This is a genomic window from Pseudomonas violetae (assembly GCF_023072615.1).
GTDB lineage: Bacteria > Pseudomonadota > Gammaproteobacteria > Pseudomonadales > Pseudomonadaceae > Aquipseudomonas > Aquipseudomonas violetae.
Genome location: NZ_JAKNRW010000031.1, coordinates 40494 through 61668 on the forward strand (window position 1 = coordinate 40494; position 21175 = coordinate 61668).

The window sequence follows — 21175 nt, forward strand, 5'->3', positions numbered from 1 at the left end:
CCCGAAAACGTGCGGCGATGGTAACGGATGGCGGCGCGACTGCAAGTGCCATCACTGCAGTTGTGCCTCGGGCAGGTGCAGTTTGCGCGGGATCTCCAGCGCATCCCAGTGGGTGATGCCCCAGTCCAGTACCTCCCGCGGGGAGGCGTACGCCAGTTCTGGACCGGGACTTTGCCCAAGTGCCCGTAGCGCCCGCAGGAGCAATGGCGTTGCCTGATCTTCAGTCAGCGGCGGCGAGCGATAGGATTTGCCAAGCTTGTGGCCATCGGGCTGGGTGATCAGCGGGATGTGCAGGTAGCGTGGTTGCGACAGGCCGAGCAATTCCTGCAGGTAGAGTTGACGCGGCGTGGAGTCGAGGAGGTCCGCTCCTCGCACGATATCCGTGATGCCCTGCCAGGCGTCATCCAGGACCACCGCCAGTTGGTAGGCGTAAAGCCCGTCGCGGCGACGGATCACGAAGTCGCCGACCTCGCGGCCCAGGTGCTGGCGATATTCGCCCTGTACGCGGTCGATGAAATGGTATTCCAACTCGGGGGCGCGCAAGCGAATCGCTGCATCGTCGGTGCCATGCCCGGCATTGCGGCACAGACCCGGATATATTCCGTGATACGGCTCGAGTTGTTTGCGCGAACAGGTGCAGGCGTAGGCCAGGCCGTGGTTGAACAGGCGACTGATAATCTCTACATAGGCATCCTGACGGTCACTCTGGCGCACCACCGCACCATCCCATTCAAAACCGTAGCCTTCCAGAGCTTTTAGGATGGCAGCCTGGGCGCCTGGTTCTTCCCGGGGCGGGTCCAGGTCTTCCATACGCATCAGCCAGCGCCCGCCCACCGAGCGCGCGTCGAGGTACGAGGCCAATGCAGCGACCAGCGAACCGAAGTGCAGGTGACCACTGGGCGTGGGGGCGAAGCGGCCGATGTAGGTGGGAGAGGCGATGGCAGTCATGGGGTAATGTTACATTTTCCTGGCTGGCGCCAAACAACCTGTAGGAGCGAACTCGCTCGCGAAGGTCGTCAACGATAACGCTGCAAGCCTGATACCCTGCGGCGTTCTCAGGTTCATCGCGAGCAAGCTCGCTCCTACAGTGATGGCGATTTTATAAACGCATCAGGTAACGCAAATATCAGAAACAAAAAACGGAGCGTTCGCACGCTCCGTTCTTTCATCCAGGTCGCAATTACTTGCCGACTTGTTTTTCCTTGATTTCCGCCAAGGTCTTGCAGTCAACGCACATGTCGGCGGTAGGGCGGGCCTCCAGTCGCTTGACGCCAATTTCGACGCCACAGGACTCGCACCAGCCATATTCTTCGTCTTCGATCAATTGCAGGGTCTTGTCGATCTTCTTGATCAACTTGCGCTCGCGATCGCGGGCACGCAACTCGAGGCTGAATTCTTCTTCCTGGCTGGCACGATCTGCCGGATCGGGGAAATTGGCCGCTTCGTCTTTCATGTGATCAACCGTACGGTCGACTTCCTGCATCAAGTCCTGTTTCCACTTGTTCAGGATCTTGGTGAAGTGGGCGCGCATGGGCTTGCCCATGTATTCCTCGCCCTTAACGGGTACGTAGGGTTCGAAGCCGCTGATCGACTGATTTTGCTGCTTTGCTTGGGTGGGCATGAAATGGACCGCCTCTACTCTTGTAATCCATTGCGCAGGATTGCTCCATCACCGACACCTGCCGGCCCTGCGGCTGCAAGCGGGCGAACTTACCAGATCAAATCGGACCGCGCTACTCCCGGATGTCGAGGTAGTGGCTCAATGGGCTTGCAAATGATTACAAAGCCTTGTCTGGTGGTGCTGGAGACCTGATCAAATATTGATTTTAGTCAAACCTGGGACACACGCCTGAGTCGTTTGAGACCAGAGTTGTAACGCTCTGACCGCTTTAGATTCTCGCTCGTTCCTGCGCTTGGGTAGAATCAGTTTTTTTCCCTGTTGAAGGAAGGCCGATGGCTCAGTCCTACAGTGCCCGCAGTCGCGCGATCGAACCGTTCCACGTCATGGCTCTGTTGGCGCGCGCCAATGAATTGCAGGCCGCAGGCCACGACGTGATCCACCTGGAAATCGGCGAACCGGACTTTACCACCGCCGAGCCGATCATCCAGGCTGGCCAGGCCGCACTGACTGCGGGCAAGACCCGCTACACCGCCGCGCGGGGTATTCCTGAGCTGCGCGAGGCTATTTCGGGCTTCTATCAGCAACGTTACGGGCTAGACATCGATCCTCGGCGAATCCTGATCACCCCAGGTGGCTCCGGAGCACTGTTGCTAGCCAGCGCTTTGCTGGTGGATCCAGGCAAGCACTGGCTGCTGGCGGACCCGGGTTATCCGTGCAACCGGCATTTCCTGCGCCTGGTGGAAGGTGCCGCCCAGTTGGTGCCGGTCGGCCCGGAAGTGCGTTACCAATTGACCCCCGATCTGGTGGCGCGGCATTGGGATCACGACAGCGTCGGCGCGCTGGTGGCGTCGCCCGCCAATCCGACCGGGACCATCCTGACCCGCGACGAACTGGCGGGCCTGTCCAATGCGATCAAGGCTCGACACGGCCATCTGGTGGTGGACGAGATCTACCATGGCCTGACCTACGGAACCGACGCCGCCAGTGTGCTTGAAGTGGACGACGATGCTTTTGTGCTGAATAGTTTTTCGAAGTATTTCGGCATGACCGGCTGGCGCCTCGGTTGGCTGGTGGCGCCCGAAGCTGCAGTCAGCGAGCTGGAAAAACTCGCGCAAAACCTCTACATCAGTGCGCCAAGCATGGCTCAGTACGCGGCCCTGGCGTGTTTTGAACCGGCCACCATCAACATTCTCGAAGAGCGTCGGGCCGAATTCGGCCGCCGCCGCGATTTCCTGCTGCCAGCCTTGCGGGAATTGGGTTTTGGCATCGCCGTAGAACCGGAGGGCGCCTTCTACTTGTATGCTGATATCAGCAAGTTCGGCGGTGATGCCTTCGCGTTCTGCCAGCATTTTCTGGAAACCGAGCATGTGGCGATTACTCCGGGGCTCGATTTCGGGCGTTACCAGGCCGGCCATCACGTTCGTTTCGCCTATACGCAGAATCTGCCGCGCCTGCAGGAAGCGGTCGAACGAATTGCCCGTGGTCTGCGGAGCTGGCAAGGCTGATGCGCTTTCATCCTCCACTTGAAGAAGGCCGCCTGATCCGTCGCTACAAGCGTTTTCTTGCCGATATCGAGACCGTCAATGGCGAGTTGCTCACCATTCATTGCCCCAATACCGGCTCGATGCTCAACTGTCAGGTCGAGGGTGGGCAGGTGTGGTTCAGTCGCTCCAATGATCCGAAGCGCAAGTTGCCCGGCACTTGGGAGATTGGCGAGACGCCTCAGGGGCGGTTGTTCTGCGTGAATACCGGGCGGGCCAACGGTCTGATCGAGGAAGCGCTGCGAGCAGGGGTCATCACCGAGCTGAACGGTTTCACCGAGCTCAGGCGTGAAGTGGCTTACGGTCAGGAAAGCAGTCGCATTGATTTTCGCCTGGAATTCCCTGGTGGGCCGGCCTACGTCGAAGTCAAAAGTGTCACGTTGGGTTTCGATGGCTCATCGGTGGCGGCGTTTCCCGACGCGGTCACTCAGCGCGGGGCCAAGCACCTGCGCGAATTGGCCCACTTGGCGCGGGACGGGATTCGGGCAGTGCAGCTGTACTGCGTGAACCTGGCCGGTATCGAGGCGGTGCGCCCAGCCCATGAAATCGATTCAGCCTATGCCGATGCGCTGCGTGAAGCGGTGGCCTGCGGGGTGGAAGTGCTGGCGTACGGCGTGCGCTTGAATCAGGAAGAGATGCTGGTCGATCGTCGTTTGGATGTGCTGCTTCACGGCTAAAGGCTTACCCATATCCCCTGAGCGTCTTCACGGCAGGGGATGGGCGTCAGGGCTTGCCCGGCACACGGGCCGGCCACGCATTCGCCGTCCTCGATCAGGAACAGTGCGCCATGGGTGGCGCACTGGATAAGGCTGTTGCTGGGGTCGAGAAACTGGTCGGGCTGCCATTCCAGGCCAACGCCACGGTGCGGGCAGCGATTGAGGTAGACGTAGACCTGGCCACCCCGGCGCACGGCAAACAGTTTGCAACCTTTGATCTCGCCGCCGCGGCTGCTGTCATCGGGCAGTTCGCTGCCTGTGCAAAAAAACTTCATGACTATCCTCATGTGCCGCCGCCGGTGACAAGACATGTCCGAGCTTGACGTTCAAATGCAAACAATTATCAAATGCCGGCTTCGCCCGCAGAAGGCTGGATGTCGAGGATACTTGGCCTGCCGTCTCCCTGTCCGGGAAAAACCTTAAAGGAAGCTATTCATGCGCCTGAGTACCCGTGTTGCAGCGCTCTGTATCGGACTTCTCGCCAGCCATCAGGCGGCGGCCGAGTTGCCGCAGCGCTGGGTCAGTGCGGGGGGCGCAGTATCGGAATGGGTCAGCGCGCTAGGCGGCGAGTCGAAGCTGGTCGGGGTCGACACCACGAGCCAGCACCCGCAGGCGCTCAAGGCGTTGCCGAGCATCGGCTATCAGCGCCAGCTGTCGGCCGAAGGCATACTGAGCCTGCGCCCGCAGATTCTCGTGGGGACCGAGGAGATGGGGCCACCAACGGTGTTGTCGCAAGTGCGCACTGCGGGGGTGCAGGTCGAATTGTTCTCGGCCCAGCCTGACCTGGCTGCATTGCAGGGTAATTTGCAGCACCTGGGCAAATTGCTGGGTTCAGAGGAGCAGGCGTCCCGGGCGTTTAAGTCCTACCGCGGAAAACTTGAGGAACAACAGGTTCGGGTGAGACAGGCGCAACTCAAGCAAGGGGCTCCCGGGGTGTTGTTGCTGGTTGGGCATGCCGGTGGCAAGCCGTTAATTGCCGGCAAGGACACGGCGGCAGACTGGATACTGCAGCAGTCCGGCGGACACAATCGGGCGACTCATACCGGCTACAAGCCGTTTTCCGTCGAAGCGCTCGCCAGCCTCAATCCGCAGGTGCTGGTCTTTGCCGATCGCGTGCTGACTGGTGATGAGGCCCGCGCAGCACTGTTCAGGGAGAACCCTATTCTGTCCTCGACCCCTGCTGCCAAAGACGGGCGAGTCATCCAGCTGGATCCGACTTTGCTGGTGGGCGGGCTGGGACCGCGCTTACCCGAGGCGCTGAAGGCGCTGTCTGAAGGTTTCTACCCGGGCATGTCTACCCAATGACCGTGCTGGTCAAGCCTCGAACCCTGTTCATCGGCCTGAGCCTTCTGTGTTTGCTGGCTATCTGGCTGTCGTTGGCACTCGGCCCGGTCAGCCTGCCGTTGCTCGATACCTTGCGCGCCGGGTTGCGCATGGTCGGCCTGCCCGTCGCGCCCGAGGGCCTGGAGCAGGCTGAATTGATTCTGGGGCAGATTCGTTTGCCGCGAACCTTGCTGGGCCTGGCGGTAGGCGGGGTGTTGGCGCTGTCCGGTGTGGCGATGCAGGGCTTGTTCCGTAACCCGCTGGCCGATCCAGGGCTGGTGGGGGTTTCCAGTGGCGCGGCCCTGGGTGCGGCCATCGCGATTGTCGGCGGCTCGGCATTTGGCGGGCTGCCGGAATCCTTCGGGCCCTATCTGTTATCGCTGTGTGCTTTTCTCGGTGGGCTTGGGGTGACCGCGCTGGTGTACCGACTGGGGCGGCGCAACGGCCAGACCAATGTCGCGACCATGCTGCTGGCGGGTATCGCCTTGACGGCGTTGGCCGGGTCGGCAGTCGGGCTCTTCACTTATATGGCCGATGACGCCACCCTGCGCACACTGACCTTCTGGAACCTGGGCAGCCTCAATGGCGCCAGTTATTCGCGACTTTGGCCATTGTTGTTGATCAGTATCGGCGTAGCGCTCTGGTTGCCGCGCCGGGCCAGGGCGTTGAACGCGTTGTTGCTGGGCGAGTCGGAAGCCGGGCATCTGGGCATCGACGTCGAAAAGCTCAAGCGCGAACTGGTGTTCTGCACCGCGCTCGGAGTCGGTGCCGCGGTGGCAGCGGCTGGCATGATCGGCTTTGTCGGATTAGTAGTGCCGCATCTGGTGCGACTGCTGGCCGGGCCGGACCATCGGGTGCTGTTACCGGCTTCGATCTTGGCCGGTGCCAGCCTGCTGTTGTTGGCCGATCTGGTGGCTCGTTTGGCCCTGGCACCGGCCGAACTGCCGATCGGCATCGTCACCGCGTTCATCGGTGCGCCATTCTTTCTGTTTCTTCTGATCCGGAGGCGCGTCTGATGCTGCGCACGCAGAATCTGCAAATCCGCCGTGGCACCAAGACGGTCCTGACGGACATCACGCTCGAGCTCAAGCCCGGCGAAATATTCGGCGTGCTGGGCCCCAATGGCGCTGGCAAGAGTACTTTGCTGGGGGCCTTGTGCGGCGAGTTGAAGGCTGATCACGGTAGCGTCTGGCTCGATGACCTTCAGTTGAGCCATTGCATCGGCGCGCAGAGGGCCCAACGGCTGGCAGTGTTGCCGCAAGTGTCGACCCTGGACTTTGCCTTTCGCGTGGAAGAGGTGGTCGGCATGGGGCGTTTGCCCTATCAAACCGGTCGACTGCGCGATGACGAAATCATCGCCGCCGCCTTGCACGCTGCCGACGCCGGTCATTTGAGTGGACGCAGTTACCTGGCCTTGTCCGGGGGCGAGCGTCAGCGGGTGCATCTGGCTCGAGTGCTGGCGCAGTTATGGCCGGGCGAGGCAGGACAGACCTTGTTGCTTGATGAGCCAACTTCGATGCTCGATCCGCTACACCAGCACACCACGCTGCAAGCGGTGCGCGAATTCGCCGATCGGGGCGCGGCGGTGCTGGTAATTCTGCATGATCTGAACCTGGCAGCGCGCTATTGTGATCGCCTGCTGCTGCTCGAAGGCGGTCGGTCGGTGGCGCTGGACACACCCGAGCAGGTTTTGCGCCCGGAGCCCCTCAAGGCGGTGTTCGGGCTCGAAGTCCTGGTGCAACCGCATCCGGAGCGTGGTCATCCGCTGATCATTGCTCGTTGAATCTGTCATAGGAGCGTAAACATGCGCGCAGTCTTGGTTCTGGTGGTGCTCCTGCTGGGGGCCTGTACGCATGTTTCCGCGCCGCCACCTGCCCCACCTCCGCCGCCTCCTGTTGCCGGGGAGATTCGCGACCTGCGCACCGGTCAGGTGTTGAAGGCCGAGCAACTGCTGGCGGAACTGGCGAGGCCGTCCCGGCTGATCGTCGGTGAGCAGCATGACAATCGTGATCACCACGCCGTGCAGTTGTGGTTGTTAAAAGCCTTGGGTGAGCAACGAGCCCAAGGCAGCCTGCTGCTCGAAATGCTCACCCCGGACCAGCAGCCGCATGTCGATCAGGTCCACCAGGCCTCCAAGCCCCCGGCGGATTTGCGCGATGCATTGGCCTGGCAGGAGGGTTGGGACTGGGCGCTGTACGGGCCGATCGTTCAGTTCGCCCTGTCCCAACCGTATCCGTTGCTCGCCGCAAACCTGGACCCATTGGAAGTGCGTGCGGCTTATGCCCATCCTGCAACGCCGAGCGGTTCCCGATCCAACGCAGAGTCAGTGAAGGATGAACTGCTCAAGCAAGTCAGTGAGTCCCATTGCGGCCTGCTGCCTAAGTCGCAAATGCCGGCCATGCTGGCGGTGCAGCAACAACGCGACCGACGCATGGCCGAACGCCTGCTCGCCGCGCCCGAGCCTGCCATGCTGTTCGCCGGCGCCTTCCATGCGCGCAAGGATGTCGGTGTGCCGATCCATCTGCTGGATCTGGGGGCGGAGGAGGGGGCGACAGTGTTGATGCTGGCCCAGCAGGGCAGCGAGGTTACAGCGGCCATGGCGGATTACGTCTGGTATACGCCTGTCGTGAAGGCGCCGGATTATTGTAAGCAGATGCGCAAGCAGCTCGGAAAGACTCGAAAAAAATGAACGACCTGACTCTTTTTAACGAGCAAAAAAAGACCCGGCAAAGAGCCGGGTCAAATAACCGTGATTAGCCTGATGAGGAGATATCTGAGAGTCCGAACCAAGGGCTGTTCAAATATCGACCAGTCTCGCGACCGGTTGTGATAATCATAGCGATTCTCATTATCATGTCAACAGTTGATTATCCGTTAATTTGAAATTCCCCTGAAAGCCACGTAATCAAAAGCTTTCAGGGCGGGGGAGAGGGCTGTTCAATTCTTGTGGCGTGACGAGATGGCTTCCAACTGTTTGTTCAGTGCTTCCTTGCGCTCGGCAGGAATGTCGTTCCAATGCACATCCATCAACGCGCCTTCGATTGCATACAACAACACCTTGGACGCTCGAAACCCGCGGGTGCGCACGGCCCGATAGGCATCCACCGCCCCGAGGCGACGCAAGTCCGAGGCGCTGTGGATGCCCACGGCATGCAGCCACTGCGCTGATGTCTTGCCAAGATTCTTCAGGTGCTGCAGTTCATCATTCATCAAGCCTCCTTGCGACGGCCGAATGGGAGCGTGGGCAAGCTTCTCAGGAGTGTAGCCATCAGTAGGAAAAGCGTGATTGTTTGGTCGCTTTCAGGGCAAAAGCTTCTAAGCAGTCTGAGGGGAAGCCGGGACAGTTGACCTTTGGAAAGGCCAGGCGCAAGCAGTCCGGCGCAGAGCGGGGAGCGCTGGACGGTGGTTCAAGCGTCGTTTCAGCGAGTGCGATAACGCAGGCGCGTACCGAAATTCATCGACATCAGGATTTCGTCTGCGCTCAGTTCGGGCGGGAAGTAGGCACCCGAGATCTGGGCGTGAGCCAGGCTCGCACCTTCCAGGGATGATTTGCGAAAGTCGATGCCGCGCAGGTCGGCGGAGCGGAAGTAGGCATCGCTGAAATCCACGCCATCGGCATTCAGTTCACGCAGATCCAAGCCGCGAAAGTCGCCGCCGACCATGTCGATGACGCCTTCGCTGGGGCGTTCGCTGTTGAAGCCTGTGATGTCGTCCTTGTGGAGCAAGGCATAGAGCGGGGTGTCGAGAAGTTTGGGCTGGCTCATGTCACATCACCTGTTGGATTTATGACGCCAGTATAGTGCCACTATCGAGCTGCCGTGAGGTCGGCGAAGACCTCACGGACGAAATGCTCCTTAAAGGCCTGGCAAGCGTTGGCGAATCTGCGCCACCACGGTATCGAGTGTCCCGCTTTCATTGGTCTGGATGCGTTTGCTGCAGAGAATCTCCGCGGGTGTCAGGGCTTCGCGATTGGCCTGTTGGTTCTCGATAACGGCCAGGGTCGCGTCGGATGGGTCTGTGTTGTCAGCCTGACGCAACGCCAGCCATGTCTCGACGACCGCTTGCGGCGCATTGCAATCCAGAATCAGGAAGGGCGCGCCGGTGGCCTCGGCGATTTTTGCTGCACCGTCGCGTTGCTCGCGCTTGAGGTACGTGGCGTCGACCACGACCGGGAAGCCGGCACGCAGAATGACCCCAGCAATTTCATGCAGGCGGGTGTAGGTCGCGGCGCTGGCATCGGCGCTGTAAATGCCGGCCTGTGGATCATTTGCAACGGTCTGTTCACCGAACAGGCGCTTGCGCTCCACGTCAGAGCGCAGGCGGATGGCACCCAGTGCTTCAACCAGGCGCATTGCCACGCGACTTTTACCTACGGCCGATACACCATGGGTGATGGCCATGAAACGTGACGGGATGGTGCTGTAGCTTTCCGCCAGGTTGGCGTAGTTGCGGTATTGGCGCAGGGCGGTAGCGCGTTGCACGGGGTCGGCTGCGGCCGGCATGCTGAACAGGGTGACCTTGGCGCGAACCAGGGCACGGTAGGCTTTGTAGAAGTTCAGCAGTTCCAGGCCCTGGTAGTCCCCGGTCAGTTCCAGGTACTGGCTGATGAAACGGCGGGCCAGGCTCTTCAGACCACGATCTTCCAGGTCCATTGCCAGGAAGCCGGTGTCGGCATACACGTCGGTGAAGCGGAACGGCTCGTTGAATTCGATGCAGTCGAAAATCACCACCTTGCCGTCGATCAGGGTGGCGTTGCCCAGGTGAATATCACCGTGGCATTCGCGGGTGAAGCCATCGGCCTTGCGTTGGGCCAGCAATGGCTTGAGGCGTTCGAAGCTGCTTTCGGCCCAGGCTTGCAGAGCGTCCAGTTGCAGCAGGTCGGCCTTGTCGCTGAGGAATGGGCGGATCTGCTCAAAGTTCTGGCTCACCGGTGCCATCACGGCGTCCGGCGTGCCGGCTTCGTGTTCGGCGGGGACTTTCGGCGCTGCGAGGTGGAATTGAGCGATCTGCGCGGCCATTTCGTCAATGTGCGCGGTGGTCAACTCACCATTGGCTTGCAAGGTGCTTAGCAGATTGGTTTGCGGGAACTGGCGCATTTTCAGCGCGAACTCGATCACCGGGCCGTCGCCAGCCAGTTGCGGGGCTTCGCCGCTAACGGTAATCGGCAATACTTCAAGATACAAATCATTCGTCAGGCGCTGGTTCAGGCGCAGCTCTTCGCCACAGAAATGCTCGCGAGCATCCAAGCTGGTGAAATCGAGGAAGCCGAAATTCACCGGTTTTTTCACTTTATAAGCAAACGGGCCGGTGAGCAGGACCCAGGAAATGTGGGTCTCGATGACCTGGAACCCGTCTACGGGATGCGGGTAGAGGGCCGGGTTTTGCAGGGCAGCGATCAGGGACTGGCTCACAGGCGATCCTTCAGAGTCTGGGAAAATTCACGGTCGCCATTATGGCCGCAAGTCCGCTCGACGCAAACCTCGGAGGCGTCCTGTTGAGTATGAATAAAGTGCGTATAATCCGCCGCCATGACTCGTACTCGATCCCCCCGCACTCCAAAAAAACCACCTTCCAGGGGCCTGCGCCCCTGGCTGGGCTGGGCCCTTAAACTCAGTCTGGTCGGCCTTGTGGTGCTCGCCGGATTCGCGGTTTACCTTGATGCGATAGTCCAGGAGAAGTTCTCCGGCAAGCGCTGGACCATCCCGGCCAAGGTATACGCGCGCCCGCTCGAACTGTTCACCGGCCAGAAGCTGAGCAAAGAAGACTTCCTTACCGAGCTTGACGCCCTGGGCTACCGGCGCGAGAGCGTGAGCAATGGTCCGGGCGCTGCGGCGGTCAACGGCAATATCGTCGACTTGAATACCCGTGGCTTCCAGTTCTATGAGGGCATGGAGAAAGCCCAGCCCGTGCGTGTGCGCTTCTCCGGAGATTATGTGGCGGAACTGTCGGCCACCAATGGCTCGAAGCTCGAGGTCGTGCGTCTGGAGCCACTGCTGATCGGCGGTATTTACCCGAAGAACCTCGAAGACCGCATCCTGATCAACATCAATCAGGTCCCGCCGTATCTGCTCGAAACCCTGGTTGCCGTGGAAGACCGTGACTTCTACTCCCATTGGGGTGTGTCGCCCAAATCGATTGCCCGGGCCATCTGGGTCAACACTTCCGGCGGCAGGATGACTCAGGGCGGCAGTACGCTGACGCAACAATTGGTCAAGAACTTCTACCTGACCAACGAGCGCAGCCTGACCCGCAAATTCACCGAAGCCATGATGGCGATGTTGCTGGAGTTGCATTACGACAAACGCGAGATTCTTGAGGCTTACCTCAATGAAGTGTTCGTCGGCCAGGATGGTCAGCGTGCGGTGCATGGTTTTGGACTGGCCAGCCAGTTCTTCTTCGGACAGCCGTTGTCCGAGCTGAAACTGCATCAGGTAGCCTTGCTGGTGGGCATGGTCAAGGGGCCGTCCTACTACAATCCACGACGTAACCCCGAACGGGCCCTAGAGCGCCGTAACCTGGTGCTGGATGTCCTTGAGGAACAGGGGGGCGCCACTGCCGAGCAGGTCGCAGCCGCGAAGAAATTGCCACTGGGTGTAACTACCCGCGGAAAACTCGCCGACAGCTCGTTCCCCGGCTTCCTCGACCTGGTCAAGCGTCAGTTGCGCCAGGACTATCGCGACGAGGATTTGACCGAAGAAGGCTTGCGGATTTTTACCAGCTTTGATCCGATCCTGCAGATGAAAGCCGAAGCATCGGTGAACGACACGTTCAAGCGTCTGGCCGGGCGCAAGGGCTCGGATGAGGTTGAGGCGGCGATGGTCGTGACCAACCCGGAAACCGGCGAAGTCCAGGCCATGATCGGCAGTCGCCAGGCCAGTTTTGCCGGATTCAACCGCGCACTGGATGCGGTTCGACCGATCGGCTCGCTGATCAAGCCGGCTGTTTATCTGACCGCACTGGAAAAACCGAGCCAGTACACCCTTACCAGTTGGCTGTCGGATGACTCCTTCTCGGTGAAGGGCGCGGACGGCCAGGTCTGGAAGCCGCAGAACTATGATCGCCGCTCCCATGGCACGGTCTTCCTTTATCAGGGTCTGGCGCATTCCTACAACCTGTCGACCGCGCGCCTGGGCTTGGCACTGGGCGTGCCGAACGTGCTCAAGACACTTGCACGGCTCGGTGTAAGTCGCGAGTTTCCGGCATTTCCGTCGATGCTGCTGGGGGCTGGTGGCTTGACCCCGATAGAAGTGGCAACCATGTACCAGACTCTCGCCAACGGCGGCTTCAATACACCGATGCGCGGCATTCGCAGCGTGCTGACCGCAGAAGGCGAGCCGCTCAAGCGTTATCCGTTCCAGATCGAGCAGCGTTTCGATCCGGCGTCCATTTATCTGGTCCAGAGCGCCATGCAGCGGGTCATGCGTGAAGGTACCGGTCGTTCGGTTTATAACGTGTTGCCGAAGACCCTGACCCTGGCCGGCAAGACGGGTACCAGTAACGATTCGCGAGACAGTTGGTTCGCCGGTTTCAGTCAGGATTTGCTGGCCGTGGTGTGGCTGGGCCGCGATGACAACGGTAAGACGCCGTTCACTGGCGCCACCGGCGCGTTGCAGGTCTGGACCAGTTTCATGCGCAAGGCCGATCCGTTGCCGCTGGACATGCCGCAGCCAGACAACATTGTTCAGGCCTGGGTCGATTCACGGACAGGGCAAGGTTCCGATGCGGGTTGCCCTGGTGCCGTACAGATGCCGTATATTCGCGGCAGCGAACCGCCTCCCGGCCCCGCTTGCGGTGGCGAAAGCCCTGCTTCGGGCGAAACGGTGATGGATTGGGTCAAGGGCTGGATGAATTAAGCAAAGAGGGTTTCAAGTGAAAAAGTGGTTGATTCCAGCGGTTACCACCGTGGCTTTGCTCAGCGGTTGCTCCACCGTGCAGCGCGGATCCATTCCGGTAGTGGATTCCGGCAGCGCCGTTTCGAACAGCGAGCGCGTTCAGGCCAATGGCGGTTTCCGGCAGACGACGGTCAAGCGTCCGGCCCAGGCCCAGGCGATTGCGCAAGGTGACACTGGCGTGGTGGTGATGGTGCCAGGCGGCGGTGCGGTGGCTTCGGCGCCCATCAGCACTTCGCCGATTACCCCGGGCCCAATTACGCCAGGTCCGATCTATACAACTCCAGTGCAGACGGCGCCGATCAACCAGGGCAGCTACAGCATGCCGGTGACGCCGAGCGGAATTCCGTCGGCCAGTACCGGTGGTGGCTTGTCGGCCGATGAGCAACTGGACGGTCCGGTGTTGGCTCTGTTGACCACTGCCCAGCAGCAACAGGCGGGTGGTGACCTCAATGGAGCCTCGTCGAGCCTCGAGCGTGCCCAGCGGGTTGCCCCGCGTGAACCACAAGTGCTTTATCGCCTGGCTCAGGTGCGCATGGCTCAGGGTGATTCGGCCCAGGCGGAGCAGTTCGCTCGTCGTGGCCTGACCATGGCCAATGGCCGTCCGGACTTACAGGCCAGCCTGTGGAACCTGATCGCCCAGGCGCGCGAGAAGCAGGGTGATTCTGCGGGCGCTGCGTTGGCCCGTCAGAAGGCCAAGGTCACGCTGTGATGGACGCACGCTTTCCCAAGATCGCCGAACAACTGCTGTTGATCGAGCGCGAGCTTCGAGTCCAGGGGTGGTGGGACGAAGTCTCACCCTCCACTGAGGCGCTTTCCAGCGGCGAGCCATTCTCGGTCGATACGCTGGATTTCGAGCAATGGCTTCAATGGATTTTCCTGCCGCGGATGAAAATGATCCTCGAGCAGGATCTACCATTACCCAATGCTTCGGGTATTCAGGAAATGGCCGAAATGGTGTTCGCCGCGCGCAATGTACAGGGCAAGGATCGGCAGTTGCAGGTGCTACTCAAGGAGTTTGACCTGCTGATCATGGCGGCTCGCTGAGCCTGTCCGCCGGCAGGCCATCAGGTCGTTATTGGCAATTGTCCCCTATCTGCTTCTGTGTCTCGGTGATGCGCTCCTGACGCTGCTGCTCGCTCAGGCGGCGCATCTCACCTTCGACATCCTCCCGTATTCTTGGATTGTTCTGCAGTTGGGCAAGGTTCGTCCGTGCCTGTTGGCAGAACGCCATTAACTGCGCTTGTTGCTCGGCGACCTGAGCCCTCACCGATTTGTCGATCGCCTGCTGATCGCCAATGACATTGCTGCGTGCCGGTGGTGCCGGTTTGCTGGGAGGCGGTGATGCAGTCGGCACCGTTGTCGCCTGCTGACCTTGAGGTGGCGTGGCGTCGAAGTGAGTCACGCCGTGGGCATCCACCCACTTGTAGATTTGCCCTGCCATACACAAAGGGCTCATCAGTAGACCGAGCATCAATAAAGTTCGCATGCCATTTCCTTGCCATGAGTTGCGCAATTGAAGCTAACACAGTTGCGGTTTAGCGGTTTTTTCTTGCTTTCTCATGCGCTTACTTCAATAAAGCACATAGACGGCTTGACTTGCGGGGGACGAAACAGAAGAATCCAAAGTCCGCTGTAGAGGGACTGCCAGAAGCAGACCCACTCGGCAGATCATGAGGCGCACACCCGCGCCGACCTGTTACACCCGCAACGCGTTACCTCGCGCTGGGTGGGAAAGCCCCGCAACACTTGGGACGATCCCAATACTTGCTCAGTCAGTGCTGACGTAGTCGGCGACCACCGTCGCTCATGCTCTGCTGAGAAGTAAACCTATTAAGACCCGTCCTCTGATGTGGACGGTATTCTGGCGTTTTAGAGGTGAACAACGTGGAGCTTTTATCTGGCGGTGAGATGCTCGTCCGCTTTTTGCGTGACGAAGGCGTCAAATATATCTACGGGTACCCGGGCGGTGCTCTTCTTCATGTCTACGATGCCCTGTTCAAAGAACCGGAAGTGACTCATATCCTGGTTCGTCACGAGCAGGCTGCGACCCATATGGCTGACGGTTATGCCCGTGCCACCGGTAAAGCCGGCGTGGTACTGGTGACCTCCGGCCCGGGCGCAACCAACGCCATTACCGGTATTGCCACCGCCTACATGGACTCCATTCCAATGGTGGTCATTTCCGGCCAGGTACCTAGCACCATGGTAGGTACCGACGCGTTCCAGGAAACCGACATGATCGGTATCTCCCGGCCAATCGTGAAGCACAGCTTCATGATCAAGCACGCGTCGGAAATCCCGGAAATCATGAAGAAGGCGTTCTACCTGGCGCAATCCGGTCGTCCTGGCCCGGTCGTTGTCGATATTCCGAAAGACATGACCAACCCAGCCGAGAAGTTCGAATACATCTTCCCGAAGAAAGCCAAGCTGCGTTCCTACAGCCCGGCCGTTCGCGGTCACTCCGGGCAAATCCGCAAGGCGGCAGAAATGCTCCTGGCCGCCAAGCGTCCAGTGATGTACGCCGGCGGTGGCGTGATTCTCGGTGGCGGCTCTGCGCCGCTGACCGAGCTGGCGAAAATGCTCAACCTGCCGGTGACCAATACCCTGATGGGCCTGGGTGCCTACCCTGGCACAGACCGTCAGTTTATCGGCATGCTCGGTATGCACGGCAGCTACACCGCCAACCTGGCGATGCACCACGCCGATGTGATCCTGGCAGTCGGTGCACGTTTCGATGACCGTGTGATCAACGGCCCGGCGAAGTTCTGTCCGAACGCCAAGATCATCCATATCGACATCGACCCGGCTTCGATTTCCAAGACCATTAAGGCCGACGTGCCTATCGTTGGTCCGGTGGAAAGCGTTCTGACCGAAATGGTCGCGATCCTCAAGGAAATCGGCGAGACCCCGAACAAGGAGTCCGTTGCCAGCTGGTGGAAGCAGGTTGATGAATGGCGCGGTGACCGTGGCCTGTTCCCTTACGACAAGGGCGACGGCAGTATCATCAAGCCGCAGGCCGTGATCGAGACCCTGTGCGAAGTCACCAAGGGCGATGCCTTTGTTGCCTCGGACGTAGGTCAGCACCAGATGTTCGCTGCGCAGTACTACAAGTTCAACAAGCCGAACCGCTGGATCAACTCCGGTGGCCTGGGAACCATGGGCTTCGGTTTTCCGGCGGCCATGGGTATCAAATTGAGCTTCCCAGATGCCGACGTCGCCTGTGTCACGGGCGAAGGCAGCATCCAGATGAACATCCAGGAACTGTCGACCTGCCTGCAATATGGCTTGCCGGTGAAGATCGTCATCCTGAACAACGGTGTACTGGGCATGGTTCGCCAGTGGCAGGATATGAGTTACGGCAGCCGTCACTCTCACTCCTACATGGAATCGTTGCCTGACTTCGTCAAGCTGGCCGAGGCCTATGGTCACGTCGGCGTGCGCATCACCGAATTGAAAGATTTGAAGACGAAGATGGAAGAGGCGTTCGCCATGAAGGGTCGCCTGGTGATCATCGATATTTCGGTCGACACCAGCGAGCACGTCTACCCGATGCAGATCAAAGACGGCTCCATGCGCGATATGTGGCTGAGCAAGACGGAGCGTACTTAATCATGCGACACATTATTTCCTTGCTTCTGGAAAACGAACCTGGCGCCCTGTCTCGCGTAGTCGGCCTGTTCTCGCAGCGCAACTACAACATCGAAAGCCTGACCGTGGCCCCGACAGAAGACCCGACCCTGTCGCGTCTGACGCTGACCACCGTTGGCCATGATGAAGTCATTGAGCAGATCACCAAGAACCTGAACAAATTGATCGAAGTGGTCAAACTGGTCGACCTGTCGGAGAGCGCTCACATCGAGCGCGAGCTGATGCTGGTCAAGGTCAAGGCCACTGGCGCCCAGCGCGCCGAGATCAAACGCACCACCGATATTTACCGTGGACAGATCGTCGATGTCAGCGCCAGCGTGTATACCGTTCAGTTGACCGGTACCAGCGACAAGCTCGACAGCTTCATTCAGTCCATCGGCACCGCGTCGATCCTGGAAACCGTCCGCAGTGGCGTAACCGGCATCGCTCGCGGCGATAAAGTACTCAGCATCTAAACCAAATTAGTGAATGGCCTGAACGGCCTGGATATATAGGGGAATTTCATGAAAGTTTATTACGAAAAAGACTGCGACCTGTCCATCATCCAGGGCAAGAAAGTTGCCATCATCGGTTACGGTTCCCAAGGTCACGCTCAAGCGTGCAACCTGAAAGACTCCGGCGTTGACGTGACTGTTGGCCTGCGTAAAGGCTCGGCTACTGTTGCCAAGGCTGAAGCTCATGGCTTGAAAGTGACTGACGTTGCTTCTGCTGTTGCAGCTGCCGACCTGGTCATGATCCTGACCCCGGACGAGTTCCAGTCCGCTCTGTACAAGAACGAAATCGAGCCGAACATCAAGAAGGGCGCCACCCTGGCCTTCTCCCACGGCTTCGCGATCCACTACAACCAGGTTGTTCCGCGCGCTGACCTCGACGTGATCATGATCGCGCCGAAAGCTCCGGGCCACACTGTGCGTTCCGAGTTCGTCAAAGGCGGCGGTATTCCTGACCTGATCGCTATCTATCAGGATGCTTCCGGCAACGCCAAGAATGTTGCATTGTCCTACGCTGCGGGCGTTGGTGGTGGTCGTACCGGCATCATCGAAACCACTTTCAAGGACGAGACCGAAACCGACCTGTTCGGCGAGCAAGCCGTTCTGTGTGGCGGTACCGTTGAGCTGGTAAAAGCCGGTTTCGAAACTCTGGTTGAAGCTGGCTACGCGCCAGAAATGGCCTACTTCGAGTGCCTGCACGAACTGAAGCTGATCGTTGACCTCATGTACGAAGGCGGTATCGCCAACATGAACTATTCGATCTCCAACAACGCCGAATACGGCGAGTACGTGACTGGTCCGGAAGTTATCAACGCCGAATCCCGTCAGGCCATGCGCAACGCCCTGAAACGTATTCAGGACGGCGAATACGCCAAGATGTTCATCAGCGAAGGCGCTACCGGCTATCCTTCGATGACCGCCAAGCGTCGTAACAACGCCGCTCACGGCATCGAAATCATCGGCGAGCAACTGCGCTCCATGATGCCTTGGATCGGTGCCAACAAGATCGTCGACAAAGCCAAGAACTAAGTCGCGCACTTGTACGGAAAACGCGGCCTAGGCCGCGTTTTTTCGTTTGGGCGGCCGGTTCTGGTATAAAGCTGCATCGTTTGCGGGCGAACCCTCGTCCCAGACGCCTGTCGAAACTTTTCCACCCTGTTGCAAGGTAATGTCCATGAGCGAACGTCCCGAAGAGCCAAACCAGGCTTCTGACGCCGAAAGCCTGCTGCCCATCGATGAACACATCGAAGAAGGGCATGACGCTGAAGGTCGTAAAGTCCGGCATCGTGGTATCTATCTTCTGCCGAACCTGTTCACCACCGCGAATCTCTTCGCGGGGTTCTATTCCATCATCAACTCGATGAGCGCCCAGGCGGCAGCGAGCGCCGGGGACTCAGTCGGCGCAAGCAAATACTTCGCCTTTGCCGCCATCGCGATTTTTGTCGCCATGGTGCTCGATGGTCTCGACGGCCGCGTGGCACGCATGACCAATACTCAAAGCGCCTTCGGCGCCGAATACGACTCGCTGTCGGACATGGTTGCCTTCGGCGTTGCCCCGGCACTGCTGGCGTTCGGCTGGGCCCTGGGTGACATGGGCAAAGTCGGCTGGATGGTTGCCTTCATCTATGTGGCAGGAGCAGCGCTGCGTCTGGCGCGGTTCAACACCCAGGTCGGCACCGCGGACAAGCGTTACTTCATCGGGCTTGCCAGTCCGGCAGCGGCGGGTGTAGTCGCCGGCATTGTCTGGGCGTTCAGCGACTACGGCATCCAGGGCTCCAGGATGTCTTTCCTGGTGGCGCTGATGGTTGCGGCCGCCGGTATGCTGATGGTCAGCAACATCAAGTACAACAGCTTCAAGGAACTGGACCTGAAGGGAAGAGTTCCGTTTGTGGCAATTCTGGCCGTGGTGCTGGTGTTCGCCGTGGTGTTCAGTGATCCGCCGCGTATCCTGTTGCTGGTGTTTCTTGCTTACGCAGCCTCTGGTCCGGTGCAATATCTGTTAAGACTTCGCCGGAACAAAAACGCCTGACATCCCTCATACTCCGCAGTCTTATTTGGTGCATCTGTCCTCCAAAACTGCGGAGTAGTCATGCTGATCAAGATCCCCCGGGCGTCTGACTGCCATGAGTCGAACGTCACGCCTGAATCCCTGTATTTGTCTCGACGTAGTGTCCTCGGTGCTGCCGTTGCCGGATTGGCTGTCGGCAGCCTGCCGCGTTGGGCGAGCGCCGAAGAGGCGTCCCGCTACGCCGATGTCGAGCCTGGCAAGGCGCCCCCCTGGTTCTCCGAGAAAATCCCCGCTACCCGGTGGGGTGCGGTTACCGTCAAGGATGAGGCGATAACGCCATTCAAGGATGCGACCCACTACAACAACTTTTATGAGTTCGGCACCGAGAAAGGCGATCCTGCTGCGAATGCTGGCGCGCTGAAGACCGAACCCTGGAGTGTGGTAGTAGATGGGGAGGTGGGTAAGCCGGGGCGGTATGCGTTGGAAGACTTCATGAAGCCCTATCAGCTGGAAGAGCGCATCTACCGTCTGCGCTGCGTGGAAGCCTGGTCGATGGTCATTCCCTGGCTCGGTTTTCCCCTGTCGGCATTGCTCAAGCAGGTGGAGCCGACTTCCGGTGCCAAATACATCCGCTTCGAAACCCTGCAAGATCCCAAAACCATGCCCGGACAGCGTTCCGGTTTCGCCTTGATTGACTGGCCATATGTCGAAGGACTGCGCCTGGATGAGGCGATGAATCCGTTGGCGATTCTTGCAGTGGGCATGTATGGGCGCGAATTGCCAAACCAGAATGGTGCGCCGCTACGGTTGGTGGTGCCTTGGAAGTATGGCTTTAAAAGCATCAAGTCCATCGTGCGAATCAGCCTGGTCAGCGACCAGCCCAAAACTACCTGGCAGAGTCTCGCTGCAGATGAATATGGCTTTTATGCGAACGTGAACCCAACGGTCGATCATCCGCGCTGGACCCAGGCCCGTGAGCGGCGTCTGCCCAGTGGCCTGTTCAAGCCGAACGTCCGGGACACTCAGATGTTCAACGGCTACTCGGAAGAAGTCGCTTCTTTATATACCGGGCTCGATCTGCGGAAGAACTACTGATGCGCTTCGCGTTCTGGCGTATCGGCGTTTTCATTGCCGCCGCTATGTGGCCTGTCCTTTGGTTGTACCAGGCCTGGGCAGATCTGCTTGGGCCAGATCCCGGTAAGGTGCTGGTCGATCGCCTGGGGTTGGGTACGCTCATATTGCTGTTGGTCACCCTGTCCATGACGCCAATACAAAAACTTAGTGGTTGGGCGGGGTGGATCGCAGTGCGACGCCAGCTCGGTTTGTGGTGCTTTGCTTATGTAGTCCTGCATCTGTGTGGGTATATGGCATTTATCCTTGGGTTTGACTGGTCGCAGCTAGGTGTTGAGTTGCGCAAGCGGCCTTACATCATTGTGGGAGCCTTGGCATTTATCTGCCTGTTCGCTTTGGCCGTGACCTCAAACCGATACAGCCAGCGCCGATTAGGCGCTCGCTGGAAGAAGCTGCATCGGTTGGTCTATGTCGTACTTGGGCTTGGTTTGCTGCATATGCTGTGGATTGTGCGCGCTGATCTTGAGGAGTGGGCCATCTATGCATCCATAGGGGTATTACTCTTGGTGCTGCGACTGCCCCCTGTGTCCCGGCGAATACCGCGTTTATGGGCTAAAAAGGCACCTTCGGCAAAGAAGGCGTAATTAGCGCTTGACGGCAGATTTCAGATGTCTATAATTCGCCCCACTTCCGGCGCAGTCGAAACGGAAAACTCCTTGGTAAACAATGAGTTATGCAGTTTTCGACAGCGAGTTGCTTCAGGTCATCGAAGCGCAAAAGAAGTTGAAAAAGAGGTGTTGACAGCAGCGTGTAACGCTGTAGAATTCGCCTCCCGCTAACGAGAGATCGAAAGCGCAAGTGGTT

General features: G+C 59.2%; 22 protein-coding genes. 15 read left to right on the top strand and 7 right to left on the bottom strand.

Translation table 11 applies throughout. The features are described 5' to 3' along the window. Positions 1 to 51: 51 nt before the first annotated feature. Together gluQRS and dksA are read right to left on the bottom strand one after the other, a co-directional pair. The gene (gene gluQRS, locus L9059_RS24550; protein WP_247293425.1) at positions 52 to 948 is read right to left on the bottom strand and encodes a tRNA glutamyl-Q(34) synthetase GluQRS; all 897 of its coding nucleotides are present in this window, start codon (positions 946 to 948) and stop codon (positions 52 to 54) included. 232 nt (positions 949 to 1180) lie between these two features. Then, a complete protein-coding gene (dksA, locus tag L9059_RS24555) occupies positions 1181 to 1621 on the bottom strand; it encodes an RNA polymerase-binding protein DksA (protein WP_247293426.1) in 441 nt (146 codons plus the stop codon). A 332-nt stretch (positions 1622 to 1953) separates the two neighbouring features. Here dksA and L9059_RS24560 point away from each other — a divergent pair, with 332 nt between their 5' ends. Continuing rightward, on the top strand, positions 1954 to 3126 hold the full coding sequence (locus tag L9059_RS24560; RefSeq protein WP_247293427.1) for a pyridoxal phosphate-dependent aminotransferase: 1173 nt from the start codon (positions 1954 to 1956) through the stop codon (positions 3124 to 3126). Then, positions 3126 to 3839, top strand: coding sequence for a DNA/RNA nuclease SfsA (gene sfsA / locus L9059_RS24565; RefSeq protein ID WP_247293428.1), 714 nt, complete (start codon positions 3126 to 3128; stop codon positions 3837 to 3839). The genes L9059_RS24560 and sfsA overlap by 1 nt, the downstream gene beginning before the upstream one ends. Here the strand turns inward: sfsA and L9059_RS24570 are convergent. Then, positions 3836 to 4153 (bottom strand): Rieske (2Fe-2S) protein, encoded by a 318-nt coding sequence (locus L9059_RS24570; protein ID WP_247293429.1) that lies wholly within the window; start codon positions 4151 to 4153, stop codon positions 3836 to 3838. The genes sfsA and L9059_RS24570 overlap by 4 nt on opposite strands. A 160-nt stretch (positions 4154 to 4313) precedes the next feature. Here L9059_RS24570 and L9059_RS24575 point away from each other — a divergent pair, with 160 nt between their 5' ends. The 4 genes from L9059_RS24575 to L9059_RS24590 are packed head-to-tail and all read left to right on the top strand — an operon-like array spanning position 4314 to position 7890. Next, positions 4314 to 5183 carry a heme/hemin ABC transporter substrate-binding protein gene (locus L9059_RS24575; protein ID WP_247293430.1) on the top strand — a complete coding sequence of 290 codons (870 nt, stop codon included), beginning with the start codon at positions 4314 to 4316 and terminating at the stop codon, positions 5181 to 5183. 50 nt (positions 5184 to 5233) lie between these two features. Then, positions 5234 to 6217 carry a FecCD family ABC transporter permease gene (locus L9059_RS24580; RefSeq protein WP_247293443.1) on the top strand — a complete coding sequence of 328 codons (984 nt, stop codon included), beginning with the start codon at positions 5234 to 5236 and terminating at the stop codon, positions 6215 to 6217. Next, on the top strand, positions 6217 to 6984 hold the full coding sequence (locus L9059_RS24585; RefSeq protein ID WP_247293431.1) for a heme ABC transporter ATP-binding protein: 768 nt from the start codon (positions 6217 to 6219) through the stop codon (positions 6982 to 6984). Before L9059_RS24580 ends, L9059_RS24585 begins: the two co-directional genes overlap by 1 nt. Before the next feature lie 21 nt (positions 6985 to 7005). Next, positions 7006 to 7890, top strand: a complete 885-nt coding sequence (locus tag L9059_RS24590; protein ID WP_247293432.1) for a ChaN family lipoprotein — start codon at positions 7006 to 7008, stop codon at positions 7888 to 7890. A 248-nt stretch (positions 7891 to 8138) separates the two neighbouring features. Here L9059_RS24590 and L9059_RS24595 read toward each other — a convergent pair whose 3' ends face one another. From L9059_RS24595 to L9059_RS24605, 3 genes are all read right to left on the bottom strand, one after another. Continuing rightward, positions 8139 to 8411 carry a TfoX/Sxy family protein gene (locus L9059_RS24595; protein WP_007971093.1) on the bottom strand — a complete coding sequence of 91 codons (273 nt, stop codon included), beginning with the start codon at positions 8409 to 8411 and terminating at the stop codon, positions 8139 to 8141. Between the two features lie 209 nt (positions 8412 to 8620). Next, positions 8621 to 8965: a pentapeptide repeat-containing protein gene (locus L9059_RS24600; RefSeq protein WP_247293433.1), complete on the bottom strand. Its 345-nt coding sequence runs from the start codon at positions 8963 to 8965 to the stop codon at positions 8621 to 8623. 90 nt (positions 8966 to 9055) lie between these two features. Then, positions 9056 to 10612 carry a bifunctional aminoglycoside phosphotransferase/ATP-binding protein gene (locus tag L9059_RS24605; protein ID WP_247293434.1) on the bottom strand — a complete coding sequence of 519 codons (1557 nt, stop codon included), beginning with the start codon at positions 10610 to 10612 and terminating at the stop codon, positions 9056 to 9058. A gap of 117 nt (positions 10613 to 10729) precedes the next feature. On the opposite strand from L9059_RS24605, the gene mrcB reads away from it, so the two are divergent. The 3 genes from mrcB to L9059_RS24620 are packed head-to-tail and all read left to right on the top strand — an operon-like array spanning position 10730 to position 14137. Further along, entirely contained in the window at positions 10730 to 13054 is a 2325-nt protein-coding gene (gene mrcB / locus L9059_RS24610) for a penicillin-binding protein 1B (protein ID WP_247293435.1), read from the top strand. A gap of 16 nt (positions 13055 to 13070) precedes the next feature. Further along, positions 13071 to 13802, top strand: coding sequence for a tetratricopeptide repeat protein (locus tag L9059_RS24615; protein WP_247293436.1), 732 nt, complete (start codon positions 13071 to 13073; stop codon positions 13800 to 13802). After that, positions 13802 to 14137, top strand: coding sequence for a YqcC family protein (locus L9059_RS24620; RefSeq protein WP_247293437.1), 336 nt, complete (start codon positions 13802 to 13804; stop codon positions 14135 to 14137). The genes L9059_RS24615 and L9059_RS24620 overlap by 1 nt, the downstream gene beginning before the upstream one ends. Positions 14138 to 14165: 28 nt before the next feature. Here L9059_RS24620 and L9059_RS24625 read toward each other — a convergent pair whose 3' ends face one another. Continuing rightward, a complete protein-coding gene (locus L9059_RS24625; RefSeq protein ID WP_247293438.1) occupies positions 14166 to 14579 on the bottom strand; it encodes a DUF4124 domain-containing protein in 414 nt (137 codons plus the stop codon). Positions 14580 to 14977: 398 nt separating this feature from the next. Here L9059_RS24625 and L9059_RS24630 point away from each other — a divergent pair, with 398 nt between their 5' ends. From L9059_RS24630 to msrQ, 6 genes are all read left to right on the top strand, one after another. Beyond that, a complete protein-coding gene (locus L9059_RS24630; RefSeq protein ID WP_247293439.1) occupies positions 14978 to 16702 on the top strand; it encodes an acetolactate synthase 3 large subunit in 1725 nt (574 codons plus the stop codon). Positions 16703 to 16704: 2 nt separating this feature from the next. Then, complete coding sequence (ilvN, locus tag L9059_RS24635) at positions 16705 to 17196, top strand: acetolactate synthase small subunit (RefSeq protein WP_003176102.1); 492 nt, start codon at positions 16705 to 16707, stop codon at positions 17194 to 17196. Between the two features lie 48 nt (positions 17197 to 17244). Then, a complete protein-coding gene (gene ilvC / locus L9059_RS24640; protein WP_007948647.1) occupies positions 17245 to 18261 on the top strand; it encodes a ketol-acid reductoisomerase in 1017 nt (338 codons plus the stop codon). Between the two features lie 145 nt (positions 18262 to 18406). Continuing rightward, positions 18407 to 19261 carry a CDP-diacylglycerol--serine O-phosphatidyltransferase gene (gene pssA, locus L9059_RS24645; protein ID WP_045059415.1) on the top strand — a complete coding sequence of 285 codons (855 nt, stop codon included), beginning with the start codon at positions 18407 to 18409 and terminating at the stop codon, positions 19259 to 19261. A 60-nt stretch (positions 19262 to 19321) separates the two neighbouring features. Next, on the top strand, positions 19322 to 20335 hold the full coding sequence (gene msrP / locus L9059_RS24650; RefSeq protein WP_247293440.1) for a protein-methionine-sulfoxide reductase catalytic subunit MsrP: 1014 nt from the start codon (positions 19322 to 19324) through the stop codon (positions 20333 to 20335). After that, positions 20335 to 20955, top strand: a complete 621-nt coding sequence (gene msrQ / locus L9059_RS24655) for a protein-methionine-sulfoxide reductase heme-binding subunit MsrQ (RefSeq protein WP_247293441.1) — start codon at positions 20335 to 20337, stop codon at positions 20953 to 20955. Before msrP ends, msrQ begins: the two co-directional genes overlap by 1 nt. Positions 20956 to 21175 lie beyond the last annotated feature (220 nt).

Coding starts and splice junctions, on each gene's coding strand:
- ilvN (WP_003176102.1), top strand. CDS start 16,705: ATGCGACACATTATTTCCTTGCTTCTGGAAAACGAACCTGGCGCCCTG.
- L9059_RS24560 (WP_247293427.1), top strand. CDS start 1,954: ATGGCTCAGTCCTACAGTGCCCGCAGTCGCGCGATCGAACCGTTCCAC.
- L9059_RS24585 (WP_247293431.1), top strand. CDS start 6,217: ATGCTGCGCACGCAGAATCTGCAAATCCGCCGTGGCACCAAGACGGTC.
- L9059_RS24595 (WP_007971093.1), bottom strand. CDS start 8,411: ATGAATGATGAACTGCAGCACCTGAAGAATCTTGGCAAGACATCAGCG.
- L9059_RS24575 (WP_247293430.1), top strand. CDS start 4,314: ATGCGCCTGAGTACCCGTGTTGCAGCGCTCTGTATCGGACTTCTCGCC.
- msrQ (WP_247293441.1), top strand. CDS start 20,335: ATGCGCTTCGCGTTCTGGCGTATCGGCGTTTTCATTGCCGCCGCTATG.
- L9059_RS24570 (WP_247293429.1), bottom strand. CDS start 4,153: ATGAAGTTTTTTTGCACAGGCAGCGAACTGCCCGATGACAGCAGCCGC.
- L9059_RS24590 (WP_247293432.1), top strand. CDS start 7,006: ATGCGCGCAGTCTTGGTTCTGGTGGTGCTCCTGCTGGGGGCCTGTACG.
- dksA (WP_247293426.1), bottom strand. CDS start 1,621: ATGCCCACCCAAGCAAAGCAGCAAAATCAGTCGATCAGCGGCTTCGAA.
- L9059_RS24625 (WP_247293438.1), bottom strand. CDS start 14,579: ATGCGAACTTTATTGATGCTCGGTCTACTGATGAGCCCTTTGTGTATG.
- msrP (WP_247293440.1), top strand. CDS start 19,322: ATGCTGATCAAGATCCCCCGGGCGTCTGACTGCCATGAGTCGAACGTC.
- ilvC (WP_007948647.1), top strand. CDS start 17,245: ATGAAAGTTTATTACGAAAAAGACTGCGACCTGTCCATCATCCAGGGC.
- mrcB (WP_247293435.1), top strand. CDS start 10,730: ATGACTCGTACTCGATCCCCCCGCACTCCAAAAAAACCACCTTCCAGG.
- L9059_RS24600 (WP_247293433.1), bottom strand. CDS start 8,965: ATGAGCCAGCCCAAACTTCTCGACACCCCGCTCTATGCCTTGCTCCAC.
- sfsA (WP_247293428.1), top strand. CDS start 3,126: ATGCGCTTTCATCCTCCACTTGAAGAAGGCCGCCTGATCCGTCGCTAC.
- pssA (WP_045059415.1), top strand. CDS start 18,407: ATGAGCGAACGTCCCGAAGAGCCAAACCAGGCTTCTGACGCCGAAAGC.
- L9059_RS24620 (WP_247293437.1), top strand. CDS start 13,802: ATGGACGCACGCTTTCCCAAGATCGCCGAACAACTGCTGTTGATCGAG.
- gluQRS (WP_247293425.1), bottom strand. CDS start 948: ATGACTGCCATCGCCTCTCCCACCTACATCGGCCGCTTCGCCCCCACG.